The organism is Streptomyces sp. NPDC030245, from assembly GCF_055572995.1.
In genome coordinates this window covers 43,083-65,063 of record NZ_JBVICF010000004.1, presented here as the reverse complement: position 1 = coordinate 65,063, position 21,981 = coordinate 43,083, and the positions used below count along the sequence as shown (strand labels likewise).

General features: G+C 71.8%; 19 protein-coding genes. 13 read left to right on the top strand and 6 right to left on the bottom strand.

Annotated elements, in window-relative coordinates:
* Positions 1-163: 163 nt before the first annotated feature.
* The 4 genes from ACZ4Z4_RS12285 to ACZ4Z4_RS12270 form a co-directional block, all read right to left on the bottom strand.
* A complete protein-coding gene (locus tag ACZ4Z4_RS12285) occupies positions 164-916 on the bottom strand; it encodes an LmeA family phospholipid-binding protein (protein ID WP_468325994.1) in 753 nt (250 codons plus the stop codon).
* Between the two features lie 122 nt (positions 917-1,038).
* Positions 1,039-2,295 carry a hypothetical protein gene (locus tag ACZ4Z4_RS12280; protein ID WP_468325991.1) on the bottom strand — a complete coding sequence of 419 codons (1,257 nt, stop codon included), beginning with the start codon at positions 2,293-2,295 and terminating at the stop codon, positions 1,039-1,041.
* Positions 2,296-2,300: 5 nt separating this feature from the next.
* On the bottom strand, positions 2,301-2,555 hold the full coding sequence (locus ACZ4Z4_RS12275; RefSeq protein ID WP_468087460.1) for a MoaD/ThiS family protein: 255 nt from the start codon (positions 2,553-2,555) through the stop codon (positions 2,301-2,303).
* 16 nt (positions 2,556-2,571) lie between these two features.
* Positions 2,572-3,438 (bottom strand): alpha/beta hydrolase, encoded by an 867-nt coding sequence (locus tag ACZ4Z4_RS12270; RefSeq protein ID WP_468325989.1) that lies wholly within the window; start codon positions 3,436-3,438, stop codon positions 2,572-2,574.
* 205 nt (positions 3,439-3,643) lie between these two features.
* Here ACZ4Z4_RS12270 and ACZ4Z4_RS12265 point away from each other — a divergent pair, with 205 nt between their 5' ends.
* The 6 genes from ACZ4Z4_RS12265 (at position 3,644) to abc-f (ending at position 10,629) form a co-directional block, all read left to right on the top strand.
* Entirely contained in the window at positions 3,644-4,399 is a 756-nt protein-coding gene (locus tag ACZ4Z4_RS12265; RefSeq protein WP_468325986.1) for a response regulator transcription factor, read from the top strand.
* Positions 4,400-4,422: 23 nt separating this feature from the next.
* The gene (locus ACZ4Z4_RS12260) at positions 4,423-5,445 is read left to right on the top strand and encodes a LacI family DNA-binding transcriptional regulator (RefSeq protein ID WP_468325983.1); all 1,023 of its coding nucleotides are present in this window, start codon (positions 4,423-4,425) and stop codon (positions 5,443-5,445) included.
* 111 nt (positions 5,446-5,556) lie between these two features.
* Positions 5,557-6,612: a S1C family serine protease gene (locus ACZ4Z4_RS12255; protein ID WP_468325980.1), complete on the top strand. Its 1,056-nt coding sequence runs from the start codon at positions 5,557-5,559 to the stop codon at positions 6,610-6,612.
* An 87-nt stretch (positions 6,613-6,699) separates the two neighbouring features.
* Complete coding sequence (locus ACZ4Z4_RS12250) at positions 6,700-7,437, top strand: response regulator transcription factor (protein ID WP_468325977.1); 738 nt, start codon at positions 6,700-6,702, stop codon at positions 7,435-7,437.
* Entirely contained in the window at positions 7,434-8,873 is a 1,440-nt protein-coding gene (locus tag ACZ4Z4_RS12245; RefSeq protein WP_468325974.1) for a sensor histidine kinase, read from the top strand. Before ACZ4Z4_RS12250 ends, ACZ4Z4_RS12245 begins: the two co-directional genes overlap by 4 nt.
* Positions 8,874-9,006: 133 nt before the next feature.
* Complete coding sequence (gene abc-f, locus ACZ4Z4_RS12240; RefSeq protein WP_468325971.1) at positions 9,007-10,629, top strand: ribosomal protection-like ABC-F family protein; 1,623 nt, start codon at positions 9,007-9,009, stop codon at positions 10,627-10,629.
* A 72-nt stretch (positions 10,630-10,701) separates the two neighbouring features.
* On the opposite strand, the gene ACZ4Z4_RS12235 is transcribed toward abc-f, so the two are convergent.
* Together ACZ4Z4_RS12235 and ACZ4Z4_RS12230 are read right to left on the bottom strand one after the other, a co-directional pair.
* The gene (locus ACZ4Z4_RS12235) at positions 10,702-11,985 is read right to left on the bottom strand and encodes an LmeA family phospholipid-binding protein (RefSeq protein ID WP_468325967.1); all 1,284 of its coding nucleotides are present in this window, start codon (positions 11,983-11,985) and stop codon (positions 10,702-10,704) included.
* A gap of 58 nt (positions 11,986-12,043) precedes the next feature.
* The gene (locus ACZ4Z4_RS12230) at positions 12,044-13,876 is read right to left on the bottom strand and encodes a bifunctional metallophosphatase/5'-nucleotidase (protein ID WP_468325964.1); all 1,833 of its coding nucleotides are present in this window, start codon (positions 13,874-13,876) and stop codon (positions 12,044-12,046) included.
* Between the two features lie 301 nt (positions 13,877-14,177).
* Between ACZ4Z4_RS12230 and mshD the strand changes: the two genes are divergently transcribed.
* The 7 genes from mshD to ACZ4Z4_RS12195 all read left to right on the top strand — a co-directional run bounded on the left by mshD (position 14,178) and on the right by ACZ4Z4_RS12195 (position 21,702).
* Positions 14,178-15,134, top strand: a complete 957-nt coding sequence (mshD, locus tag ACZ4Z4_RS12225; RefSeq protein WP_468325962.1) for a mycothiol synthase — start codon at positions 14,178-14,180, stop codon at positions 15,132-15,134.
* A 98-nt stretch (positions 15,135-15,232) separates the two neighbouring features.
* Positions 15,233-15,670 carry a GntR family transcriptional regulator gene (locus ACZ4Z4_RS12220; RefSeq protein WP_468325959.1) on the top strand — a complete coding sequence of 146 codons (438 nt, stop codon included), beginning with the start codon at positions 15,233-15,235 and terminating at the stop codon, positions 15,668-15,670.
* Positions 15,667-16,566, top strand: a complete 900-nt coding sequence (locus ACZ4Z4_RS12215) for an ABC transporter ATP-binding protein (RefSeq protein WP_468325957.1) — start codon at positions 15,667-15,669, stop codon at positions 16,564-16,566. Before ACZ4Z4_RS12220 ends, ACZ4Z4_RS12215 begins: the two co-directional genes overlap by 4 nt.
* The gene (locus tag ACZ4Z4_RS12210) at positions 16,563-17,531 is read left to right on the top strand and encodes an ABC transporter permease (RefSeq protein WP_468325953.1); all 969 of its coding nucleotides are present in this window, start codon (positions 16,563-16,565) and stop codon (positions 17,529-17,531) included. Before ACZ4Z4_RS12215 ends, ACZ4Z4_RS12210 begins: the two co-directional genes overlap by 4 nt.
* 271 nt (positions 17,532-17,802) lie before the next feature.
* Positions 17,803-20,049 carry an RNA degradosome polyphosphate kinase gene (locus ACZ4Z4_RS12205; protein ID WP_468325951.1) on the top strand — a complete coding sequence of 749 codons (2,247 nt, stop codon included), beginning with the start codon at positions 17,803-17,805 and terminating at the stop codon, positions 20,047-20,049.
* Positions 20,030-21,217 carry a CHAD domain-containing protein gene (locus tag ACZ4Z4_RS12200; protein ID WP_468325949.1) on the top strand — a complete coding sequence of 396 codons (1,188 nt, stop codon included), beginning with the start codon at positions 20,030-20,032 and terminating at the stop codon, positions 21,215-21,217. Before ACZ4Z4_RS12205 ends, ACZ4Z4_RS12200 begins: the two co-directional genes overlap by 20 nt.
* Complete coding sequence (locus tag ACZ4Z4_RS12195; protein WP_468325946.1) at positions 21,214-21,702, top strand: NUDIX hydrolase; 489 nt, start codon at positions 21,214-21,216, stop codon at positions 21,700-21,702. Before ACZ4Z4_RS12200 ends, ACZ4Z4_RS12195 begins: the two co-directional genes overlap by 4 nt.
* Positions 21,703-21,981: the final 279 nt, after the last annotated feature.

Here is a 21,981-nt window from a genome sequence, read left to right as displayed (position 1 = left end):
CGTAGGGACGGAGAGGCTGCCGTGTCACCGGCGCTCCGCATAGTGAGACACGATCGTCCGCCATGCGGGAATGGTTGAAGCCCGCGGCCGCCCCGGTGGGGCCGCGGGCTCCGTGTCGCGCCGCTCACATCCGGCGGGCGGACGCCGCCGTCTCGTACTGTGGTCAGCCCGCCAGCCGCACCTGGGAGCCGGCCACGGACATGTCCACGCCGTCCGGCGCCGCCTCGACCTTCTTCAGCTTGATCCCGGCGGGCAGGTCGTCGATCTTCTGCTCGAAGTCGGTGACGTTCCGTGCGGTGCCCTCGGGGAGCGGGATGGAGACGCCGAGGACGTCGATGCTCTTGGGGATCTCGTCGGCGTGCACCTTGATGGTGTCGCCCTCGACGCGGACCGAGCTGAGCACGTGGACGGGCTTCGGCAGCTTCGCGCCGCCCTTGCTGACCTCGATCTCGACCTTGATCTTGCCGTTGCCGCCGTCGGAGAGGCCGACGACCTTGCCGGTGGCGCCGAGCGGCAGCTCCACGGGCTCGGACTTGCCGGCCTTCAGGAGCTCGTCGTACGAGACGTGGGCGGTGCCCGTGGCGGTCGCGGCGGTCGCCGAGCTGTAGTCGCCGGAGAACTTCACGCCCTTCATGTGGGCGGTGAGGTCGGCGATCCGGATGGAGTCGGCACCGGACTTGGCGTCGTAGTCCTTGATGCCCACCTCGACGTCGTCGAGCTCTCCGCCTGCCACCTGCGTCAGGAAGGGGAAGCCCTTGATCGAGACGTCGGGCGTCTCGCTCAGGCCCTCGTTGGCGCGCATCTTCTCCGCCGCCTCGCCCTCGGCGAAGTTCACGGCGAGCCGGTCCGCGGCCACGAAGAGGCCTCCGAGGACCACGACGACTATCAGAAGTATGCGTACGGCTCGCTTGCTCATGTCCGGTGTTCCCCCACTTGTCCCCCGCGGCGACTGTCGTTGCGGCGAGCCTAAAGGACAGGTCCCCGGCCGCATCGCTCGGCCGGGGACCTGTCGAACAGCTGTGACGATCAGCGGGGCGGTCAGCCGATGGCACGCCCGAGGACGTAGACGGCGGGGGCGGCGGCCGCGAGCGGCAGCGCGACGCCCGCCGTCATGTGCACGAAGCGGGACGGGTAGTCGTAGCTGGCGACCCGGTGTCCGATCAGCGCGCACACCCCGGCGCCGACGGCGAGCAGCGCGCCCTTGCTGCCGTAGTCGGTGGTCCCGCCGAGGGCGATCCCGGCACCGGCGGCCGCGAGCAGGGCGACGACGACGGAGGCGGGGGTGGGCAGCGGCAGCGCGCGGGCGAGGACCGCGACGGCGACGGCGATGCCGCCCACGGTCACGGCGTCGGAGGCGGCCGCGAGGTGCCCGGCCGCGACGATCGCGAGCGCGGCGGAGACCACGGTGGCCATCAGCCCGTACATCCGCTCGTCGGCACCGGCCCTGCTGCGCAGTTGCAGCACCAGCACGAGCAGCACCCACACGCCGAGGGTGCCGAGGATGGCGGCGGGCCCGTGCTCCTTGCCGACGCCGAGCAGCACGGCGTCCGCGACGACACCGCCGAGGAAGGCGAGCGCGATGCCCTGCCGCGCGGGCCACATGCCGTTGAGGCGGAACCATCCGGCGGCGGTCACGGCCTGGAGCAGGACCAGCGGCACGAGCAGCGCGTACTGCCCGACGGCGGCGCCCGCCGCGAGCAGCAGCCCGAGCACGGCGGTCAGCGCGGCGGGCTGCATGCCCGGCTCGATGATCGGCGACCGGCCCTCGGCCCGGGCCCGCTGGGCGTCGGTGACGCGGGGGTTGCCGGTGGTGGTGGCGGGGCCGTAGGAGGGGTCGTCGCCGGGGGCGGCGGCGGGCTCCTGGGCACGTGCCGCGTCCGCTGGGCTCATCGCGTTCGCGCCCTGCGCGGGCAGGTACGCCGTCTCCGTCACGTCCACCGCGGCCGCCGGCGGCTGCACCTGCGTCTCCCAGGTCTGGCCCTCCCACTGCTGGGTGTGCTGGTCGTGGCCGTACTGCTGCTGCGGATCGGCGTAGTACTGCTGGGGGTCCGGGTAGTACTGCTGGGACTGGGGGTCGGCGTAGTACTGCTGCTGCTGTTGCTGCGGCTCGTGCGGCTGCGTGTAGTACTGCTGCTCCGGATACGGCTGGTACTGCTGCTGTTCCGGGTACGGCTGGTGCTGCTGCTGTTCCGGATACGGCTGCTGCTGCGGGTACTGCTGCGGATACGGCTCGTACCCCTCGTATCCCTCGTACCCCTGCCGCCCCGCGTACCTCTCGTTGGGCTGCTCGGACATGGCGCTCATCCTCCTGCGAACGGCGGGAGCACCTCGACCGTGCCGCCCTCGGCCAGCCGTACGGTCTCATGCCCGCGGGTCCCGACGGGGTCCCCGTCGACGAGGAAGGAGCAGCGCTGCAACACCCGGACGAGCTCACCGGGATGCCGCTCGCGGGCCGCGTCCAGCGCCTCGGCCAGCGTCACCGCCGCGTACGGCTCCTCGGCGACGCCCGCGGCCGCCTTGGCAGCGGCCCAGTAACGAATGGTGCCGTTCACCATGCGACTCCCCTTCCTTTCAGTCGGCGGTCGCCGATGTCTCCTCGGCGGTTGCCGACGTCCATGATGCCGTGGCCCAGGAGCCGATCCGTGCGACGAGCCCGTCCGTCGCCGCGTGCTCGGCGTGCCCCATGCCCTCTTCCAGCCACAGCTCCGCCCCGCCGGCGGCGGCCACGGCGAGCATCCGCGGATGGTCGAGCGGGAAGTACGGGTCCCGGTCGCCGTGGACGACGAGCAGGGGTGTCGGGGCGATGAGGGGGACGGACTCGACCGGCGAAAGGGGCACGGGGTCCCACTCGTGCGGGTGGATTCGGGTCCGCAGTCCGAAGCGGCCGACCGCCCGGCCCGCGGGCCGGGTGACCACCCAGTGCAGCCGCCGCATCGGCGCCGTACCCCGGTAGAACCAACGCGCCGGGGCACTCACGGCGACCACCGCGTCGGTCCGCGCTTCCGTGCGCCCCCGGTGCGACGCGGCGTGCCGCAGCACGACCGAGCCGCCCATCGAGAAGCCGACGGTGACCACGTGCGCGTATCCGAGGGACCGGGCCCACTCGACCGCCGCGGCCAGGTCGAGCACCTCGCGGTCGCCGACCGTGGAGTGCCCGCCGGAGCGGCCGTGCCCCCGGAAGGAGAAGGTGATGACGCCCGCACGCCGGGCGAGGACACCCGCGATCCGGCGCACGTGCGGACGTGCGAGGTCGCCCGTGAAGCCGTGCGCGACGACGATCGCGAGCTCTCCCGCGGGGTCGGGTCCGGGGTCGTGGGCGGCCTCGATGGCCACTCCGTCCTGTGTACGCAGCGTTGCGTACCGCTGAACGTGACGCCGACCGCGCGTGATCGGAGGCACAGAAGATCGCGCGGTTTGACCTGCCGGACCGGAACTCATGTGGGCTATTCTGCTGGGCAGAGGATCCGGGCAGCGCAGCCCCCGGGTCCTTTCGTGCTTTCGGGCCCCTGGGCGCGGGCCGTCGAAGGTACAAGAAAAGTACGAAGCAGTGCCGTAAACGTCCTCGCAGGGACCGAGGAGGAACCGACGTTATGGGCGAGCGAAACGTGCACGACAGTCAGACGACCCGGGCAGGTGGTCGGCGATGAGTTCTCTGCTGCTCCTGACCAATGCCCTCCAGCCGTCGACGGAGGTGCTCCCCGCTCTCGGCCTGCTCCTTCACAACGTGCGCGTCGCCCCGGCGGAGGGGCCCGCTCTCGTCGACACCCCGGGTGCCGACGTCATCCTGATCGACGGGCGCCGCGACCTGCCGCAGGTCCGCAGCCTCTGCCAGCTGCTCCGCTCCACGGGCCCCGGCTGTCCGCTGGTCCTCGTCGTGACGGAGGGCGGCCTCGCGGCCGTCACCGCGGACTGGGGCATCGACGACGTGCTCCTCGACACGGCGGGCCCCGCCGAGGTCGAGGCCCGGCTGCGGCTCGCGATGGGCCGCCAGCAGATCACCTCCGACGACTCCCCCATGGAGATCCGCAACGGCGATCTCTCCGTGGACGAGGCGACGTACAGCGCGAAGCTGAAGGGCCGGGTCCTGGACCTGACCTTCAAGGAGTTCGAGCTGCTCAAGTATCTGGCGCAGCACCCGGGGCGGGTCTTCACGCGCGCCCAGCTGCTCCAGGAGGTGTGGGGCTACGACTACTTCGGCGGCACGCGGACGGTCGACGTGCACGTGCGGCGGCTGCGGGCGAAGCTCGGCGTCGAGCACGAGTCGCTGATCGGCACGGTCCGCAATGTCGGTTACCGCTTCGTCGCCCCGGAGAAGGTCGAACGCGCGGCCGAGGCCGAGAAGGCGAAGGCCGCGGCGCCCGCTGTGAAGGAAGCTGCCGTACGCCCTGCCCAGCGGTAGTTCCATCCGCGTAGACTCCGCGCGTGGCCAAGGTGACTCGGGATGACGTGGCAAGACTTGCGGGTACTTCGACCGCGGTCGTCAGTTACGTCATCAACAACGGACCCCGGCCGGTCGCCCCGGCCACGCGCGAGCGGGTACTCGCCGCGATCAAGGAGCTGGGGTACCGGCCCGACAGGGTTGCCCAGGCCATGGCCTCGCGGCGCACCGACCTCATAGGCATGATCGTGCCGGACGCGCGGCAGCCCTTCTTCGCGGAGATGACGCACGCCGTCGAACAGGCCGCGTCCGAGCGCGGAAAGATGGTCCTCGTCGGCAACTCCGACTACGTGGAGGAGCGCGAGACCCACTATCTCCGCGCCTTCCTCGGCATGCGGGTCTCCGGCCTCATCCTCGTCAGCCACGGCCTGACCGACCAGGCCGCCGCCGAGATAGACGCGTGGGACGCCCGCGTGGTGCTCCTGCACGAGCGGCCCGAGGCCATCGACGACGTCGCGGTCGTCACGGACGACGTCGGCGGCGCCCAGCTCGCCACCCGGCACCTGCTCGAACACGGCCACGAGTCCGTCGCCTGTCTCGGCGGCATGGCCGAGACCCCGACCGTCGGCGACCCCGTCTCCGATCACGTCGAGGGCTGGCGGCGGGCGATGCGGGAGGCCGGGCGTCCGGTGGAGGGCCGGCTCTTCGAAGCGCCCTACAACCGCTACGACGCCTACCAGGTCGGCCTGCGGCTGCTCGCCGGGCCCGACCGGCCCACCGCGATCTTCTGCTCCACCGACGACCAGGCCATCGGCATCCTGCGGGCGGCGCGGGAGCTGCGCATCGACGTGCCGGGCGAGCTGGCCGTCGCCGGCTTCGACGACGTCAAGGAGGCGGGCCTCACGGATCCGCCGCTGACGACGGTGGCCTCGGACCGGCCCGCGATGGCGCGCGCCGCGGTGGACCTCGTCCTGGACGACGGGCTCCGGGTCGCGGGGTCGCGGCGGGAGCGGCTGAAGCTGTTCCCCTCGCGGCTGGTCGTGCGGCAGTCCTGCGGCTGCAAGTAGCGCCTCGCCGACAGCGCCCGCGCTCGCCTTTATATCGGGCATACGCACTTCTGCCGGGCTTCTCAGGACGTACTCAGGCAGCTCTCATCTGCGGCCGCCAGTCTCAGTGTCATGACCGAGACCTTCCGCCCCAGCGGCGAGTACCCCCAGCAGCAGTCGTCAGCGCCTGTGCACCACGGCGGTACGCCGGGAGCGTACGCACACGGCGCGTACCCGCCCCCGCCCGCTCACGCGCCGGAGGCACCTCAGCAGCCGCAGGACCCGCTGCTCGCGCCCGCCCCCGCCAGGCGCCGCCGCGCCAGGGGCCCCGCGGCCCTGCTCGCGGCCGTCGCGATCGCGGCGGCGGCGGTGGGCGGCGGCACCGCGTACGGCGTGCAGACCCTCACGGGCCGGGACAGCGGTTCCACCGCCGCCAGCACGGACGTCGTGCCGACGAGCAAGAAGGGCACCGTCTCCGGAGTCGCCGAGGCGGTCAGCCCCAGCATCGTCGAGATCAGCGCCACGAGCGGGCAGGGCAAGTCGACCGGCTCCGGCGTGATCACCACGAGCGACGGCGAGATCATCACCAACAACCACGTCATCGCGGGCGCCTCGTCGATCAAGGTGCGGACGAACGACGGCAAGACGTACGACGCCGAGGTCGTCGGCACCGACAGCAAGAAGGACCTGGCGCTCATCCAGCTGAAGGGCGCCTCCGGGCTCAAGCCCGCGACGCTCGGCAACTCCGAGAACGTCAAGGTCGGCGACGAGGTCGTCGCCATCGGCTCCCCCGAGGGCCTGACCGGCACCGTCACCAGCGGCATCATCTCCGCGCTCGACCGCGACGTCACCGTCTCCACGGGCGAGGGGCAGGAGCAGCCGCAGGACCCGCAGGGCGGCTGGCCGTTCGAGTTCGACGGACGGGAGTTCAACGGCGACACCGGGTCGTCGAAGACCACGTACAAGGCGCTCCAGACCGACGCCTCCCTCAACCCCGGCAACTCCGGCGGCGCCCTCATCGACATGAACGGCAACGTCATCGGCATCAACTCGGCGATGTACTCGCCCAGTTCCTCCGGCCAGGGGACGGGCGAGTCCGCGTCCGGCAGCGTCGGCCTCGGCTTCGCCATCCCCATCGACGCGGTCAAGGACGACCTGGGCAAGCTGCGGTCGGGATCGAAGACGTGACGGCAGCCGCACCGCGCCCCCGCGTGCGAGGCTGATACCGGCAGTACCGGCCCGTTCCGCCCCCTGACCCGAGGAAGTCCGAAGCCCATGAGCCCCGCCGAAGGCGACCGCACCGGTGACCGCGAGCAGCTGCGCATCCTGATCGTGGACGACGAACCCGCCGTGCGGGAGGCGCTGCGCCGCAGCCTCGCCTTCGAGGGGTACGGCACGGAGGTCGCCGTCGACGGCGCCGACGCGCTGGAGAAGGCCGCGGCGTACCGGCCCGACCTCGTCGTGCTCGACATCCAGATGCCCCGCATGGACGGCCTCACCGCCGCGCGCAGACTCCGCGCCACCGGATCGACCACGCCGATCCTGATGCTGACCGCGCGCGACACCGTCGGCGACCGCGTCACGGGACTCGACGCGGGCGCCGACGACTACCTCGTCAAGCCCTTCGAGCTGGACGAGCTCTTCGCCCGCATCCGCGCGCTGCTGCGCCGCAGCTCGTACGCGGCGGGGGCCGGGCAGGCCGCCGACGGCGACACGCTCGCCTTCGCCGACCTGCGGATGGACCTCGCGACGCGCGAGGTCACGCGGGGCGGGCGGACGGTCGAGCTGACCCGCACGGAGTTCACCCTCCTGGAGATGTTCCTCGCCCACCCGCGCCAGGTCCTCACCCGCGAGCAGATCCTCAAGGCGGTCTGGGGCTTCGACTTCGAGCCGTCGTCCAACTCCCTCGACGTGTACGTCATGTACTTGCGCCGCAAGACGGAGGCGGGCGGCGAGCCGCGCCTCGTGCACACGGTGCGGGGGGTCGGGTACGTGCTGCGGGGCGGCGAGTGAACGGGGTGGTGCGGCGCTTTCGGGGGTTGCCTTTGCGCTCGCGCTTGGCGTTGCTGGTCACGGTGGCTGTGGCCCTCGCCGTCGCGGCGGCGGCCGTCACCTGCTGGTTCGTGGTGCGCAATGCCCTGCTGGACTCGCTGGACGACGCGCTGAGCAGCAATCGTCCCAAGCCGGGTGACGTGGTCCAGCGGATCGACATCGACCCGGTGGCCGGCGGGGCGCGGTGCCTGCGGGAGATCCCCGGGCGCGACAACCCGGATCTGTACAACCAGACGATCCAGGTGGTGGCCGAGAACGGCACCAACTGCATCATCCTCGGCCGCCAGTCGATCAAGGTCAGCGACGCGGACACCGCGGTGGCCGCCGGCAAGAAGTCCGCGACGTACCACAACACCACCGCGGCCAACGGCGAGAAGTACCGGGTCTACACCTACCCGCTGGAGGACTCGCAGCTCTCGCTCGCCGTCTCCGTGGCCCGTCCGCTCAGCGAGATGGACGACACCCTCGACAACCTCGCCCTGATCCTCCTCGTCGTCGCCGGCATCGGCGTGCTCGGCGCCGGAGGGGCCGGACTCTGGGTCGCGCGCACCGGGCTGCGCCCCGTCGACCGGCTCACCGAGGCCGTCGAGCACGTCGCCCGCACCGAGGACCTGAACCTCCGCATCCCGGTCGACGGCGACGACGAGATCGCCCGCCTCTCGGAGTCCTTCAACTCCATGACCGCCTCCCTGGCGTCCTCCCGCGACCTCCAGCAGCAGCTGATCGCCGACGCCGGCCACGAGCTGCGGACCCCGCTGACCTCCCTGCGTACGAACATCGAACTGCTCGCCCGCAGCGAGGAGACGGGCCGGGCCATCCCGCCCGACGACCGCAAGGCGCTCCTCGCCTCGGTCACCGCGCAGATGACCGAGCTGGCCGTGCTCATCGGCGATCTCCAGGAGCTGTCGCGCCCCGACACGGGGGCCGGCGGCGCCAAGGTCCAGGTCGTGGCGTTGCACGACGTCACGAGGACGGCCATCGAACGGGCCCGGCTGCGCGGCCCCGAGCTGACGATCACCGCGGAGCTCGCGCCCTGGTACGTGCGCGTGGAGCCGCCCGCCCTGGAGCGGGCCATCGTCAACATCCTGGACAACGCGGTGAAGTTCAGCCCGCGGGGCGGGACGGTGGAGGTCACCCTCGACCGTGGTCGCCTGACGGTGCGGGACCACGGCCCCGGCATCCCCGCGGACGAACTCCCGCACGTCTTCGACCGGTTCTGGCGCTCCCCGTCGGCGCGCTCCCTGCCGGGCTCGGGCCTCGGTCTGTCGATCGTGGCCCGTACGGTGCGGCAGTCGGGCGGCGAGGTGACGCTGACGGCGGCCGAGGGGGGCGGCACGGTGGCGACGATGCAGCTGCCGGGGGCGGCGACACCGCCGCCGGAGACTCCCATCAACTGAACGAGACGGAGCGTCTTGCCTAACGGGCCGGAGTGCGCTACCTTTCCGGAGTGCGCGAGACGATACGTCTCGTACCAGCGACCGCACTTGCGTGTCGTGTCGCCGCCCATGCCGCCGAGCAAAGAGGACCTACTTGTTCCCAGTCACCGCCCCCGCCCCCGCCACCGTCTCCCAGCTCACCCTCACCGACGTCACCAAGCGCTACGAGGACCGCCTGGTCCTGGACCGCGTCTCCCTCACCGTCCGGCCCGGCGAGAAGGCGGGCGTCATCGGGGACAACGGAGCGGGCAAGTCCACGCTGCTGCGGCTCATCGCGGGGCAGGAGGAGCCCGACAACGGCAGCCTCACCGTCGTCGCCCCCGGCGGCACCGGACACCTCGCCCAGACCCTCGACCTGCCGCACACCGCGACGGTCGGCGACGCGATCGACCACGCCCTGGCCGAACTGCGTTGCCTGGAGCGGCGGATCAGGATCGCCGAGTCCACCCTGGAGGGCGCGGACCCGGCCGCGTACGACCGCTATGCCGCCCTGGTCGCCGAGTTCGAGGCGCGCGGCGGGCACGACGCCGACCGGCGGGTCGAGGTCGGCCTGCGCCGCCTCGGCGAACGCGGCCCGCTGGACCGCGCCCGCCCGCTCGGCACGCTCTCCGGCGGCCAGCGCTCCCGCCTCGCCCTCGCGGGCACCCTCGCGGCCGCCCCGGAGCTGCTGCTCCTGGACGAACCGACGAACGACCTCGACGACGAGGCCGTGCACTGGCTGGAGGACCGGCTGCGCGCCCACCGCGGCACGCTGGTCGCCGTCACGCACGACAGGGCGTTCCTCGACCGCGTCATGACGACGGTCCTGGAGGTCGACGGCGACACGCGGACCGTGCGCCGCTACGGCAACGGCTACGCCGGGTTCCGCACCGCCAAGGCCGCCGAGCGCGCCCGCCACGAGCGCGAGTACGACGAGTGGCGCGCCGAGGTCGCCCGGCAGTCCGCGCTCGCCGAGTCCAACATCGGGCTGCTCTCCGCGATCCCCCGCAAGGCCCCCGCCGCGTTCAGCGGCGCCGGCGCCTTCCGCGCCAGGTCGCGGGCGCACGGCGCGATGAGCCGCATCCGCAGCGCACGGGAACGCCTGCAACGCCTCACCGAGAGGCCGGTGCCGCCGCCCCCGCGCCCCCTGCGTTTCACCGCGCGGGTCCGGGGCGAGGCATCGGGGGCGGTGGAACTGACCGACGTACGCGTGCCGGGACGCCTCACCGTGGACGGCACGCTGCGGATCGGCGCGGGCGAGCGGCTGCTCGTCACCGGGCCGAACGGCGCGGGCAAGTCGACGCTGCTGCGGCTGCTCGCCGGGGAGCTGACGCCCGCGAGCGGGGAGGTCCGCGGGCCCGCGCGGGTCGGACTGCTGCGGCAGGACAACGCACTGTGGCGGGAGCGCCGTTCGGTGCTCGCCGTCTTCGGCGAGGAGCGGCGCGACGAGCTGCTCTCCCTCGGCCTGTTCCGCGAGGCGGACCTCGACCGGCCGGTACGCACCCTCTCGGTGGGCCTGCGCCGCCGCCTGGAACTCGCCGAACTCGTCACCCGCCCCCTGGACCTGCTGCTCCTGGACGAGCCGACGAACCACCTCTCCCCCGCCCTGGTGGAGGACCTGGAGGCGGCGCTCGCCCAGTACCGCGGCACGCTGGTGATCGTCAGCCACGACCGCCGGCTGCGGGCGCGGTTCGAAGGCGACGAGTTGGCGTTGCGGGATGGCCGGTTGGTCGTCTGAAGCCCGTCACGGGGCCGAGGGGACTCCCGGCACAGGACCTGGAGCGGCACAGGACCTGGAGCGGCACAGGCCCTAGCGGCCGACGCCGATCCCGGCCCCCGCGATCCGCACCCGGATGCCCTCCTCCTCCACCGTCACGTCGCGCAGCGCCATCGTCCCGGTGCCCGGCAGCTTCGGCAGCTGGAAGGCGAGGGTGAGGCGGTCGGCGAGGACGGGGCGGGTGAGCTGGGAGAGGCCGTTCAGGAGGGCGGGGTCGAGGCCCAGCTTCTTGAGGAGCTCGGGGTGGCCCATCGCCACGTCGATGAGGTTCAGGCCCATCACGTCGTTCACGAACCGCGGCGAGCCGGTGAGTTCGTTGAGCTTGGTGTCGCTCTTCAGGGCGCCGCGCACCACGTTCTCCGGGACGCCGAGCCGCTCGACGATCGCCGGGACGGAGAGCAGCGCCTTCGCCTTGGCGGTCTCCTTGGCCACGCGGTCCGCGGAGCTCTTCGACAGGTGCAGGCCCTCCGACTTCCGCGCCCCCGGGCGGTAGGTCGCCAGGTCGCCGAGTTGCAGGCTCATGCCGCCGATGTCGGTGGAGATGCCGCGGTCGCCGTTGCGCTGGATGCGGGCGTCGGCGCGCACCTTCAGGTCGTGGCCCGCGACGGGCAGCGTGCCGCGCGCGAGGACCTGGTCGGTGCCGCGTCCGGTGAACGTGACCTGGGAGGCGCCGAGTTCGCGGTTGAGGTCCTCGAAGGAGAGCAGGACCTCGCCATCCATCTGCCCGATGGTGGCGCCCGTGATCGAGGTGGGCCCGTCGCCGTCGATGGTCACGTCCGAGGCGGTGGCGGAGACCTTGGCGAGCGAGACCCGGTCGGCCGCGACGTCCGGGACGGTCACCTTCACCTTGTCCACGCGCTTGTCGAAGACCTGCGTGAGGAAGGGGAACCCTTCGATGTCGACCTCGGGCGCCGCGCTCAGGTGCATCTGGTCCTTGAGCTTCTCCGCGGCCTCGTGCTCGGCGTAGAGCAGGGCCCAGCGGTCGCCGAGCGCGAGGAACGCGGTGGCGACGAGGACGGCGACCAGGGCCTTCGCGGCGAGCGGCAGACCGGCGAAGCGGTTGCGGCGGCGCCGGCTGCGGTTACGGCCGCGGCTGCCACGCCGGTGGTTGGGCGGCGTCCAGGGGGCATCCGCGTCGGTCCCGCCCTTGCCGTCCTCCTTGAGGAACTCCTCCAGCGGGTTGGAGGCGAGGGCGCCCAGTTCGTCGTACGGATTGGTATAGGAATCCGCGTCGGCTGGTGTGTTGAGTGGTGCGTCGCGTGGGGCGTCGAGTGGTGCTTCCGAAGGTCGCGTGGCTATGCGGTGGGGGGAACGCATCAAGTGATCTCACCATACGTTCACACCCCACCCCAAGTTCACCAGGACGTCGACTGCGTCACTTCACGATCGTGATGCGGTCCGCCTTCGGCGGTGCGATCGGCTTCTCCGCGGAGGAGTTGGCGGTCAGGTAGTCGTTGAACGCCTTCAGGTCGTCCGCGCCGACCAGCGGCTTCGTGCCCTTGCCCAGCTCGGGGAGGCCGTCGCCGCCGCCCGCGAGGAAGGAGTTCAGGGCGACGCGGTAGGTGGCCGCCGGGTCGAGCGCCTTGCCGTGCAGCTTGATGGAGTCGGCGACGACGCGGTCGGCACCGGTCTTGGTCATGTCGAGCGTGTACGTCAGCCCGTCCGAGATCTGAAGGATCTTCGGGGAGGCCTGATTGGCCCCACTGACCTGCTGCTTCAGGGCGGTGACGAGCTGCGCGCCGGTCAGGTCGACGAGGTTGACGGTGTTGCTGAACGGCTGCACGGTGAACGCCTCGCCGTACGTGACGACGCCGTCGCCCTCACTCCCACTCGCCTTGTGGACGAGGTCGGAGCGGATGCCGCCGGGGTTCATCAGCGCCAGGTCGGCCTCGGGGTCGAGCGACTTGGCGTGCGCGAGCTGCGCGTCGGCGATGAGGTCGCCGAGCGGGGACTCGGGGGTGGTGGCGCCGCGGCCCGGGATGTCGGCGGAGATGTGCCCGACGGCCTTGTTGGCGATGGGTGCGGCGAGCTTGTCCCAGCGGGAGATGAGCGAGGTCATGTCGGGCGCCTTGGCCTGCTCGCGGCTGACGACGTGGTTCGCCGACTTCACGCTGGTCCGCACGATGTCCTTGGTCCTGCGGTCGTACGTGAGCGTGGTGTCGGTGTAGAGCTTCCCGAAGGACGACGCCGAGGTCACCATGCGGGGCTTGCCCGACGGGTCGGGGATCGTACAGACGTACGCGGCGTGCGTGTGCCCGGTGACGAGCGCGTCGACCTTGGGCGTGATGCCCTTGGCGATCGTGGTGATCGGCCCGGATATCCCGTCACCCGCGCCCGGCGAATCGCAGTCGTAGTTGTACGCCTGGCTGGCCGGCGCCCCACCCTCGTGGATGAGGGTCACGATGGACTTCACGCCCTGCTTGTCGAGGATCTTCGCGTACTTGTTGACGGTCTCGATCTCGTCGTGGAACTTCAGCCCCTTGACGCCCTCGGCGGAGACGATGTCGGGGGTCCCCTCCAGGGTCACCCCGATGAACCCGACCTTGACGCCCTTCTCCTTCCACACCCAGTAGGGCTTGAGGATGGGCTTGCCGGTCTGCTCGTTCGTGACGTTCGCGGCGAGGTAGGGGTAGTCGGCGCCCTTGAACTTCTTGGGCTCGCCCTTCTTGTCCTTCTCGAAGCAGCCGTCCTTGGGGTGGCAGCCGCCGTTCTGCATGCGGGCCAGCTCCTTGGCCCCCTCGTCGAACTCGTGGTTGCCGACGCTGGTGACGTCCAGGCCGAGCTTGTTCATCGCCTCGACGGTGGGCTCGTCGTGGAAGAGCCCGGAGAGCAGCGGGCTGGCGCCGATGAGGTCGCCGGCGGCGGCGGTGACGGTGTAGGGGTGGCCCTTGCGGGCGGTGCGCAGCGACGTCGCGAGGTACTCGGCCCCGCCCGCGTCGATCTTCTTCTCGCTCCCGTCGGCCTGCACCTCCGTGACCTGCCCCGAGGACCCGGCCGGGGGCTGAAGATTGCCGTGGAAGTCATTGAACGACAGCAACTGCACGTCCACCGTGCGCTTCTTGCCGCCCTTGCCGGCGTCCGCCCCGTCCTGCCCCGCACTGGCGGGCAGCGAAGCGGCGAGCGCCCCGACGGTGGCGAGCCCCGCCGCAACGGCGAGGACGCGAGTAGTACGGCGTCTGGGCCTTCGGTGCTTAGCTGTGGCGGGCACGCGTTCCCCCGGGGAGGTGTGAGAAAGACGGGACGGCCCGAAGCCTAGGGTCAACGCGCGTAGCGCAACAGAGGGTTCCGGGTTACGACCTGGTTGCTGCTCGGCCTGCGAGCACGCAGGGGCAGGCATTCCAGCCCGTCCGGCGCTTGAGGACGAGCGCGGAGCGCGACAAACCACCCACCGCCCGCGGGGGACGACCGGACAGCAAGCCAGGGTGCAAGCCCGTCCGGCGCTTGAGGACGCGAGCGCGCAGCGCGATGCCCACCCCCCAAAGGCGCCCCGCCAGAATACGCTCGGGTGTATGACTGACGACCGCCCCGCCGAAACCTCCCCCACCCCCCTCCGCAAGATCGAGACCTTCGCCGCCCTGACCCCGGCGCAGGCCGACGCCGTGCTCGGGCTGCTCGCCGAGGCCGCCCGTACGGACGGCCAGCAAGCGGTGTCCGAGCAGGGGCGGCTCCAGCTTCGGGGCGGCGCCCGCGACGGCGTCCGGCACCTGCTGCTCACCGTCGACGACCAGCTCGTCGGGTACGCGCAGCTGGAGGACACCGACCCCGTCGAGGCGCCGGCCGCCGAACTCGTCGTACATCCGTCGCGGCGCGGACACGGGCACGGCAGGGCGCTCGGCACGGCGCTGCTGCACGAGTCGGGCCGGCGCCTGCGCGTGTGGGCGCACGGCGGACACTCCGCGGCCCGGCACCTGGCACAGGTGCTCGGCCTCACCCTCTTCCGCGAACTCCGCCAGATGCGTCGGCCCTTGGTGGTCCAAGACCATGACCAGTCCCTCGACCTGTCCGAGCCGCCCCTCCCCGAGGGCATCACCGTACGCACCTTCGTGCCGGGCCAGGACGACGCCGCCTGGCTCGCGGTGAACGCCGAGGCCTTCGCGCACCACCCCGAGCAGGGCTCCCTCACCCAGCGCGACCTGGACGACCGCAAGGCGCAGCCGTGGTTCGACCCGGCGGGCTTCTTCCTCGCGGTGCGGGAGAGCGACGGCGAGCTGGTCGGCTTCCACTGGACGAAGGTGCACGAGGAGGAGCGCCTCGGCGAGGTGTACGTACTGGGCGTACGGCCCGGCGCCCAGGGCGGCGGCCTCGGCAAGGCCCTGACCACGACGGGTCTGCGCCACCTCGCGCAGGCGGGCCTGCCGACCGCGATGCTGTACGTGGACGCGGACAACAAGGCGGCCGTCAGCGTCTACGAGCGCCTCGGCTTCGTCACGTACGAGACGGACCTGATGTACCGCACGGAGACCTGACCGACGGGGCCCTGCCCCCGGGGGCGGCGTCACTTGACGCCGCCCCTTTCTTGCACCACCCTTTCACTACTCAATTAGTGAAAGGGTGGTGCAAGGCAGTGGTCGAATACCGCATCGACCGGCGCAGCGGCGTCGCCACCTACCTCCAGATCGTCCAGCAGACCCACCAGGCCCTCCGCCTCGGCCTGCTGGAGCCCGGCGACAAGCTGCCCACGGCCCGCGAGGTCGTCGAGGCCACGGCCATCAACCCGAACACGGTCCTGAAGGCCTACCGCGAGCTGGAGCGCGAGGGTCTGGTGGAGGCCCGCCGAGGCCTCGGCACGTTCGTCCGCCGCACCCTGGGCGGCTCGCCCGCCGACTCACCGCTGCGGGGGGAGCTCGCCGAGTGGGCCGCGCGGGCCCGCGCGTCGGGTCTGGAGCGGGACGACGTCGCGGCCCTTTTCCACGCCGTACTGGACGAACACTTCACCGACCCGGAAGAGCACCGCACCGAAGAACCGGCCCGGGCACGGGCCACCGAGGGGGACCCCGCATGACCGACACCGCCATAGAGGCGCACGCCCTGTCCAGACGCTTCGGCCGCCGTCAGGCCCTGCGCGACTGCTCCTTCCGCCTGCCGGTCGGGCGCGTCTGCGCGGTCGTCGGCCCCAACGGCGCCGGCAAATCCACGCTGCTCTCCCTCGCGGCCGGCCTCGACCGGCCCGGCGGCGGCACGCTGACCGTCCTCGGCACCAGTCCCGCGAAGGCCCGCACCCGCGTGGCGTACGTCGCCCAGGACAAGCCGCTCCACCCGCGGCTGACCATCACGGACACGCTGCGTCTGGGCGCCGAACTCAACCCCGGCCGCTGGGACATGGCCGTCGCCGAGCGCGTCCTCGCCGGGGGCGCTCTCGATCCGGGCGCCCGTGTCCGCACGCTCTCCGGCGGGCAGCGCACCCGCGTCGCGCTCGCCCTCGCACTCGGCAAACGCGCGGAACTGCTGCTCCTGGACGAGCCGATGGCCGACCTCGATCCGCTCGCCCGCCACCAGCTCATGGGCACGCTCATGGCGGAGGCGGCCGAACACGGCACGACCGTCGTCATGTCCTCGCACATCGTCGGTGAACTGGCCGACGCCTGCGACCACTTGCTTCTCGTGTCCGACGGACGTATCCGGCTCGGCGGCGGCATCGACGACCTCGTCACCGCGCACGCCCTGGTGACGGGCGCGCGCCCGGGCGCCGAACTCGCCCCGCACACCGTCGTCGAGTCCCGCGCCACCGGCCGTGGCCTGACGGCCCTGATCCGCCCCGATGGTCCGGTCGGTGACGGCTGGGACGTACAAGAGCCTTCCCTGGAGGAACTGTTGCTCGCCCATCTCCGGTCCCCGGACGCGCCCCCCTTGCTGACGCCGGGCACGACCGCCACGTCCCGGCCGGGGGTGACGGCATGAGCCTGCCGACTCTGCGGGGCCCGCGCTGGGTGGACGTGCGCGTGCATCGCACCGCGCTCCTGACGGCCGGTGCCGTCATCGTCCTCGCGGTCGCCTACTCCGGCTGGCTGCGCTGGGCCGCGAGCGCCTATCCGGTCTCGGACGACAACTGTGTCGTGGGCGAGGCCTGCGACTCCTTCCTCGGCTTCGCCAGCGCCAAGGACCTGCTCGACGCCAGCATGGAGAGCGGCTCGCTGGGCCTGCTCCTGGTGCCTCTGCTCATCGGCGCGTTCGTCGCGGGCCCGCTGGTGGCACGCGAGTTGGAGAGCGGTGTCCACAAGGTCTCCTGGACGCAGTCCGTGTCACCCACGCGCTGGCTCGCCGCCAAGCTGAGCACGGCCGCCGCGCTCGCCGCGTTCGGGACGCTCGTCCTCATGGCGGCGTTCCGGCTCGGTGCCTCCGACGTGCTCGGCGGCCGTTCACCCCTCCACTGGGCCGACCGGGGCGTCTACGAGGCGATCGGCCCCGTCCTCGTCGCGTACTCCCTGTTCGCCGTGGCGCTCGGCACGCTCATCGGCTTCGCCGTACGCCGTACGCTGCTCGCGATGGCCGCCACCGGGGCCGTCACCGGGCTCCTCCTGTGGAGCCTCGGCAACGTCCGCTGGCACCTGGTGCCGGTCGACACCGCCACCGGACCCGCCACCGCGGGCAACACCTTCCCCACCAGGTTCCCGTGGGGCTCCTTCAGCATGGACCAGGGAGTCACCAACGCCGCAGGTGACCGCTTCAACGAGCACGTGTGCCTCCCGAAGCCGGCCCCCGGCTTCTCCTGCCCCACCGACACGAAGATCACCGGCTGGTACATGGACTACCACCCCCGATCCCACTTCTGGCACGTCCAGTTGATCGAGACCGGCATCGTCCTCACCCTCGCCGCCCTCGCCACCTACGCCGCCTTCCGCCTCCTCCGCCACCGCACAGCCTGAACCACACGGCCTGAACCGCACGGCCGGAACCATGGCCCGAACGTGGCCCGAACCGTACGATCGACGAAGACCCCCGGCCCTGTAGACGCCCGGGGGTCTTCGGCCGATGTCCCGCACGTCATGTCGCCGTAACCACTGATTCAGACAGCCTTGCGACGCTCGCTCAATGCAGCCCGCCGCGCCCGACCCAGCCCAGGAGAACGGGAAGCTCCGCCTCGCTCCCGCCCTCTCCGACGCGCCCATCGTCGTGCCCGCGCGGAACAATGGATCCATGAGCCAGCAGAACACGCAAGGACACGTGCAGCACGCCCAGCCTTCCGTGGGTTCCATCGCCGCGCACCGGCCCGCCACGATCGCCGCCACCGTCTCCGACCTGGACCCCGACATCGACGCGGATCTCGACGCGTACGACGAGGACGCCGCGGTCGGCCACGACGGCGCCGAGCTGCCCCAGGGGCGGTTCCTGGACCGGGAGCGCAGCTGGCTCGCCTTCAACGAAAGAGTGCTTGAACTCGCCGAGGACCCCCACACCCCCCTCCTCGAACGAGCGAATTTTCTGGCGATCTTCGCCTCGAACCTGGACGAGTTCTTCATGGTCCGCGTCGCGGGCCTCAAGCGCCGCATCGCGACCGGCGTCGCCACCCGTTCGGCCTCGGGCCTCCAGCCCCGCGAGGTCCTCGACCTCATCTGGAACCGCTCCCGCGAGCTCATGGCCCGGCACGCCGCCTGTTACCAGGACGACGTCGCGCCCGGCCTCGCCGAAGAGGGCATCCAGCTGGTGCGCTGGCACGAGCTGACCGAGAAGGAGCAGTCCCGGCTCTTCACACTCTTCCGGAAGCAGATCTTCCCCGTCCTGACCCCGCTGGCCGTGGACCCCGCGCACCCCTTCCCGTACATCTCGGGGCTCTCCCTCAACCTCGCCGTGGTCGTCCGCAACCCCGTCTCCGGCCACCAGCACTTCGCACGCGTGAAGGTCCCGCCGCTGCTCTCCCGCTTCCTGGAGGCCTCTCCCCAGCGGTACGTCCCCATAGAGGACGTCATCGCCGCGCCCGCGCACCTCCAGGAGCTCTTCCCGGGCATGGAGATCCAGGAGCACCACATGTTCCGGCTCACCAGGAACGAGGACCTGGAGGTCGAGGAGGACGACGCCGAGAACCTGCTCCAGGCCCTGGAGAAGGAGCTCATGCGGCGCCGCTTCGGGCCGCCCGTGCGCCTGGAGGTCGAGGAGACCATCGCTCCGAACGTCCTCAGCCTCCTCGTGCGCGAGCTGAAGATCAGCGAGGCCGAGGTGTACCCGCTGCCGGGACCGCTCGACCTGACCGGCCTCTTCAGCATCGCCAAGCTGGACCGGCCCGAGCTGAAGTACCCGAAGTTCGTGGCGGGCACCCACCGCGACCTCGCCGAGGTCGAGTCGGCGTCCGCCCCCGACATATTCGCCGCCCTTCGCGAACGCGACGTACTCCTGCACCACCCGTACGACTCCTTCTCGACCTCCGTGCAGGCCTTCCTGGAACAGGCGGCGTCCGACCCCGACGTCCTCGCCATCAAGCAGACGCTGTACCGCACCTCGGGCGACTCCCCGATAGTGGACGCGCTGATCGACGCCGCCGAGTCCGGCAAGCAGGTCCTCGTCCTCGTCGAGATCAAGGCCCGCTTCGACGAGCAGGCCAACATCAAGTGGGCCCGCAAGCTGGAGGAGGCCGGCTGCCACGTGGTCTACGGCATCGTCGGCCTGAAGACCCACTGCAAGCTCTCCCTCGTCGTGCGCCAGGAGGGCGAGACCCTCATCCGCTACTCGCACGTGGGCACCGGCAACTACCACCCCAAGACCGCCCGCCTCTACGAGGACCTGGGCCTCCTCACCTCCAACGCGGAGGTCGGCGCGGACCTGTCCGACCTCTTCAACCGGCTCTCCGGCTACTCCCGCCGCGAGACCTTCCGCAGGCTGCTCGTGGCCCCCAAGTCCCTGCGCGACGGCCTCGTCTCACGCATCAACAAGGAGACGCAGCACCACCGCGCGGGCCGCCCCGCCTACGTCCGCATCAAGGTCAACTCGATGGTCGACGAGGCGATCATCGACGCGCTCTACCGCGCGTCGCAGGCGGGCGTCGAGGTGGACGTGTGGGTGCGCGGCATCTGCGCCGTGCGCCCCGGCGTGGAAGGCCTCTCGGAGAACATTCGGGTACGTTCCGTCCTCGGCCGCTTCCTGGAACACTCCCGCGTCTTCGCCTTCGGCAACGGCGGCGAACCGGAGGTGTGGATCGGCAGCGCCGACATGATGCACCGCAATCTCGACCGCCGCATCGAGGCGCTGGTCCGGGTCCAGGACCCGGCGCACCGGGCGGCCCTCAGCCGGCTCCTGGAGACCGGCATGTCGGACACCACCGCTTCCTGGCACCTGGGCGCGGACGGCAACTGGACCCGCCACTCGGTGGATCCGGAAGGCCAGCCGCTGCGGAACGTGCAGGAGATGCTCATAGACGCCCGGAGGCGCCGGCGTGGCACAGCAACACCATGAGATGACGGGTACGAAGACGGGTGCCGGTGCCGGTCCCGCGGGTGAGGCCCTCACGGCCTACCTTCAGGACCAGGCCACCGACTTCCTCCGCTCGCTGCGGCTGCACCGCGAGTCCACGACGGACGCGCAGGGTGCGGAGGAGTCCCTGGAGGCGGCCTGCGCCCTGCGCCGCGCGGCGCGCCGCATCGGCGGCACCCTGCACACCTTCCGCCCCCTCCTCGACCCGGAGTGGGCCTCGTCCCTACGCGCCGAACTGGCCTGGGTCTCCGGCACCTTGGCTCAGGAACACGCCTACGCCACCCGCCTGGACCGCCTCACCACCTCCCTCCACCGCCTCTCGGGCCCACCGCAACTCCCGCCCCCGGCACCAGCGATGGACACCACCCAGCCCGCCCCTGCGGCGTCCGGCACTCCCGCCCCCGCTGCGGCTGCGCCCGGCGCTTCCGCTCCCGCTGCCGCTGCCGCTACTGCTGTGGGCAGGCGTTCCGCACGGCGGAACGGGTGGGCACAGCCCACGGTGCCGGGGACAGAGAACGGAGGCGGCACCCCGCGGGGCCTGGCAGTAGGCGCAGCCAAGGCAGCAGCGCTACTGGAGCGGCAACTGACCCTCGCCCGAACCCGCGCCCACTCCACCGCCCTCCAAGCCCTCGGCTCCTCCCGCTTCCACGCAGTGGCGGACAACGTCGCCGTACTGGCCAGCGAGGTCCCCCTCCGCGACACCGCGAGCGACGACCTGAACGCCCTCGCGGAGCAGGCCAGGGCCACCCTCACCGAAGCCGTCGCCACACTCCCCCTCGGCCAGGCGGGCCACCCGTACAACGCCGGGGCCCTCGTCCACGGCCTGGCGTCGGACACCGCCCCGGACGCCCAGGACGCCCCCTGGCTGAAGGCCCGCTCCCTGCTGCGCCTGTACCGGTACGCCCAGGAGGTGATCCAGGGCCACCCGCACGCGGAGCCCCGTATCGCGGACGCGAGCCACGCCCTGAACGTCCACCGCGAGGCCGCGGCCGCGGCGGCCGCGGCGGCCCACGCGGCGCGGACCCCGCGGATCGCCCCGGCCACGGCGTACGCGCTCGGCGTGCTCCACGCCGACCAGCGCCACGAGGTGGAGGCGGCACGTTTCGCCTTCCAGCAGGCGTGGCTGCACGAGGAGGCGAGGACCCGGTGACACATGAGACGTATGAGGAGCGCCGACCCGGTGAGGAGATCGTCCGGGCGGCCGGATGTGTCCTGTGGCGCCCCGCCCCCTCCGCCCCGCACGGCATCGAACTCGCCCTGGTCCACCGCCCCAAGTGGTCGGACTGGTCCCACCCGAAGGGCAAGCTCAAGCACGGTGAGACGGCGGCCGACGCGGCCGTGCGGGAGGTGCTGGAAGAGACCGGCATGACGTGCGAGCTCGGCCCGGAGCTCCCCACGGCCCACTACAGGGACGCACAGGACCGCCCCAAGGAGGTCCGCTACTGGGCCGCCGAAGCGCTCTCCGGCACCTTCGCCCCCAACTCCGAGGTCTCACAGCTCCGGTGGCTGGCCCCCGACGCCGCCCGCCGCCGCCTGACACGCGACAGGGACGCGGAACTCGTCACGGACCTGCTGGCCGCACTGGCCGCACAGGCCGCACCCACCGCGCGCCAGGGCCTGCCGGACAGACCCTAGGCACCGGACAGGCCTAGGCGGCCGTGTCCCGCCGCTCGCGCAGGGCCTTGCAGAATTCGCAGCAGATCCAGACGCCCACGCCGGCGACGGTGAGCAGGACAGCCATGCCCAGCAGGAACGGATAGATCATGCGCTGATCGTATCCCGGGCCCTCTGGACCAGCTCCCTTCACCGTGCGTAGTCTTGGCGCTACTTTTTGTAGCGCATCACTCAACCAGGCCGACCGCCGAGGTTCACCCGCCGTTCACTCGCGTCCATCGGCCGCTTCACTTGCCCTGC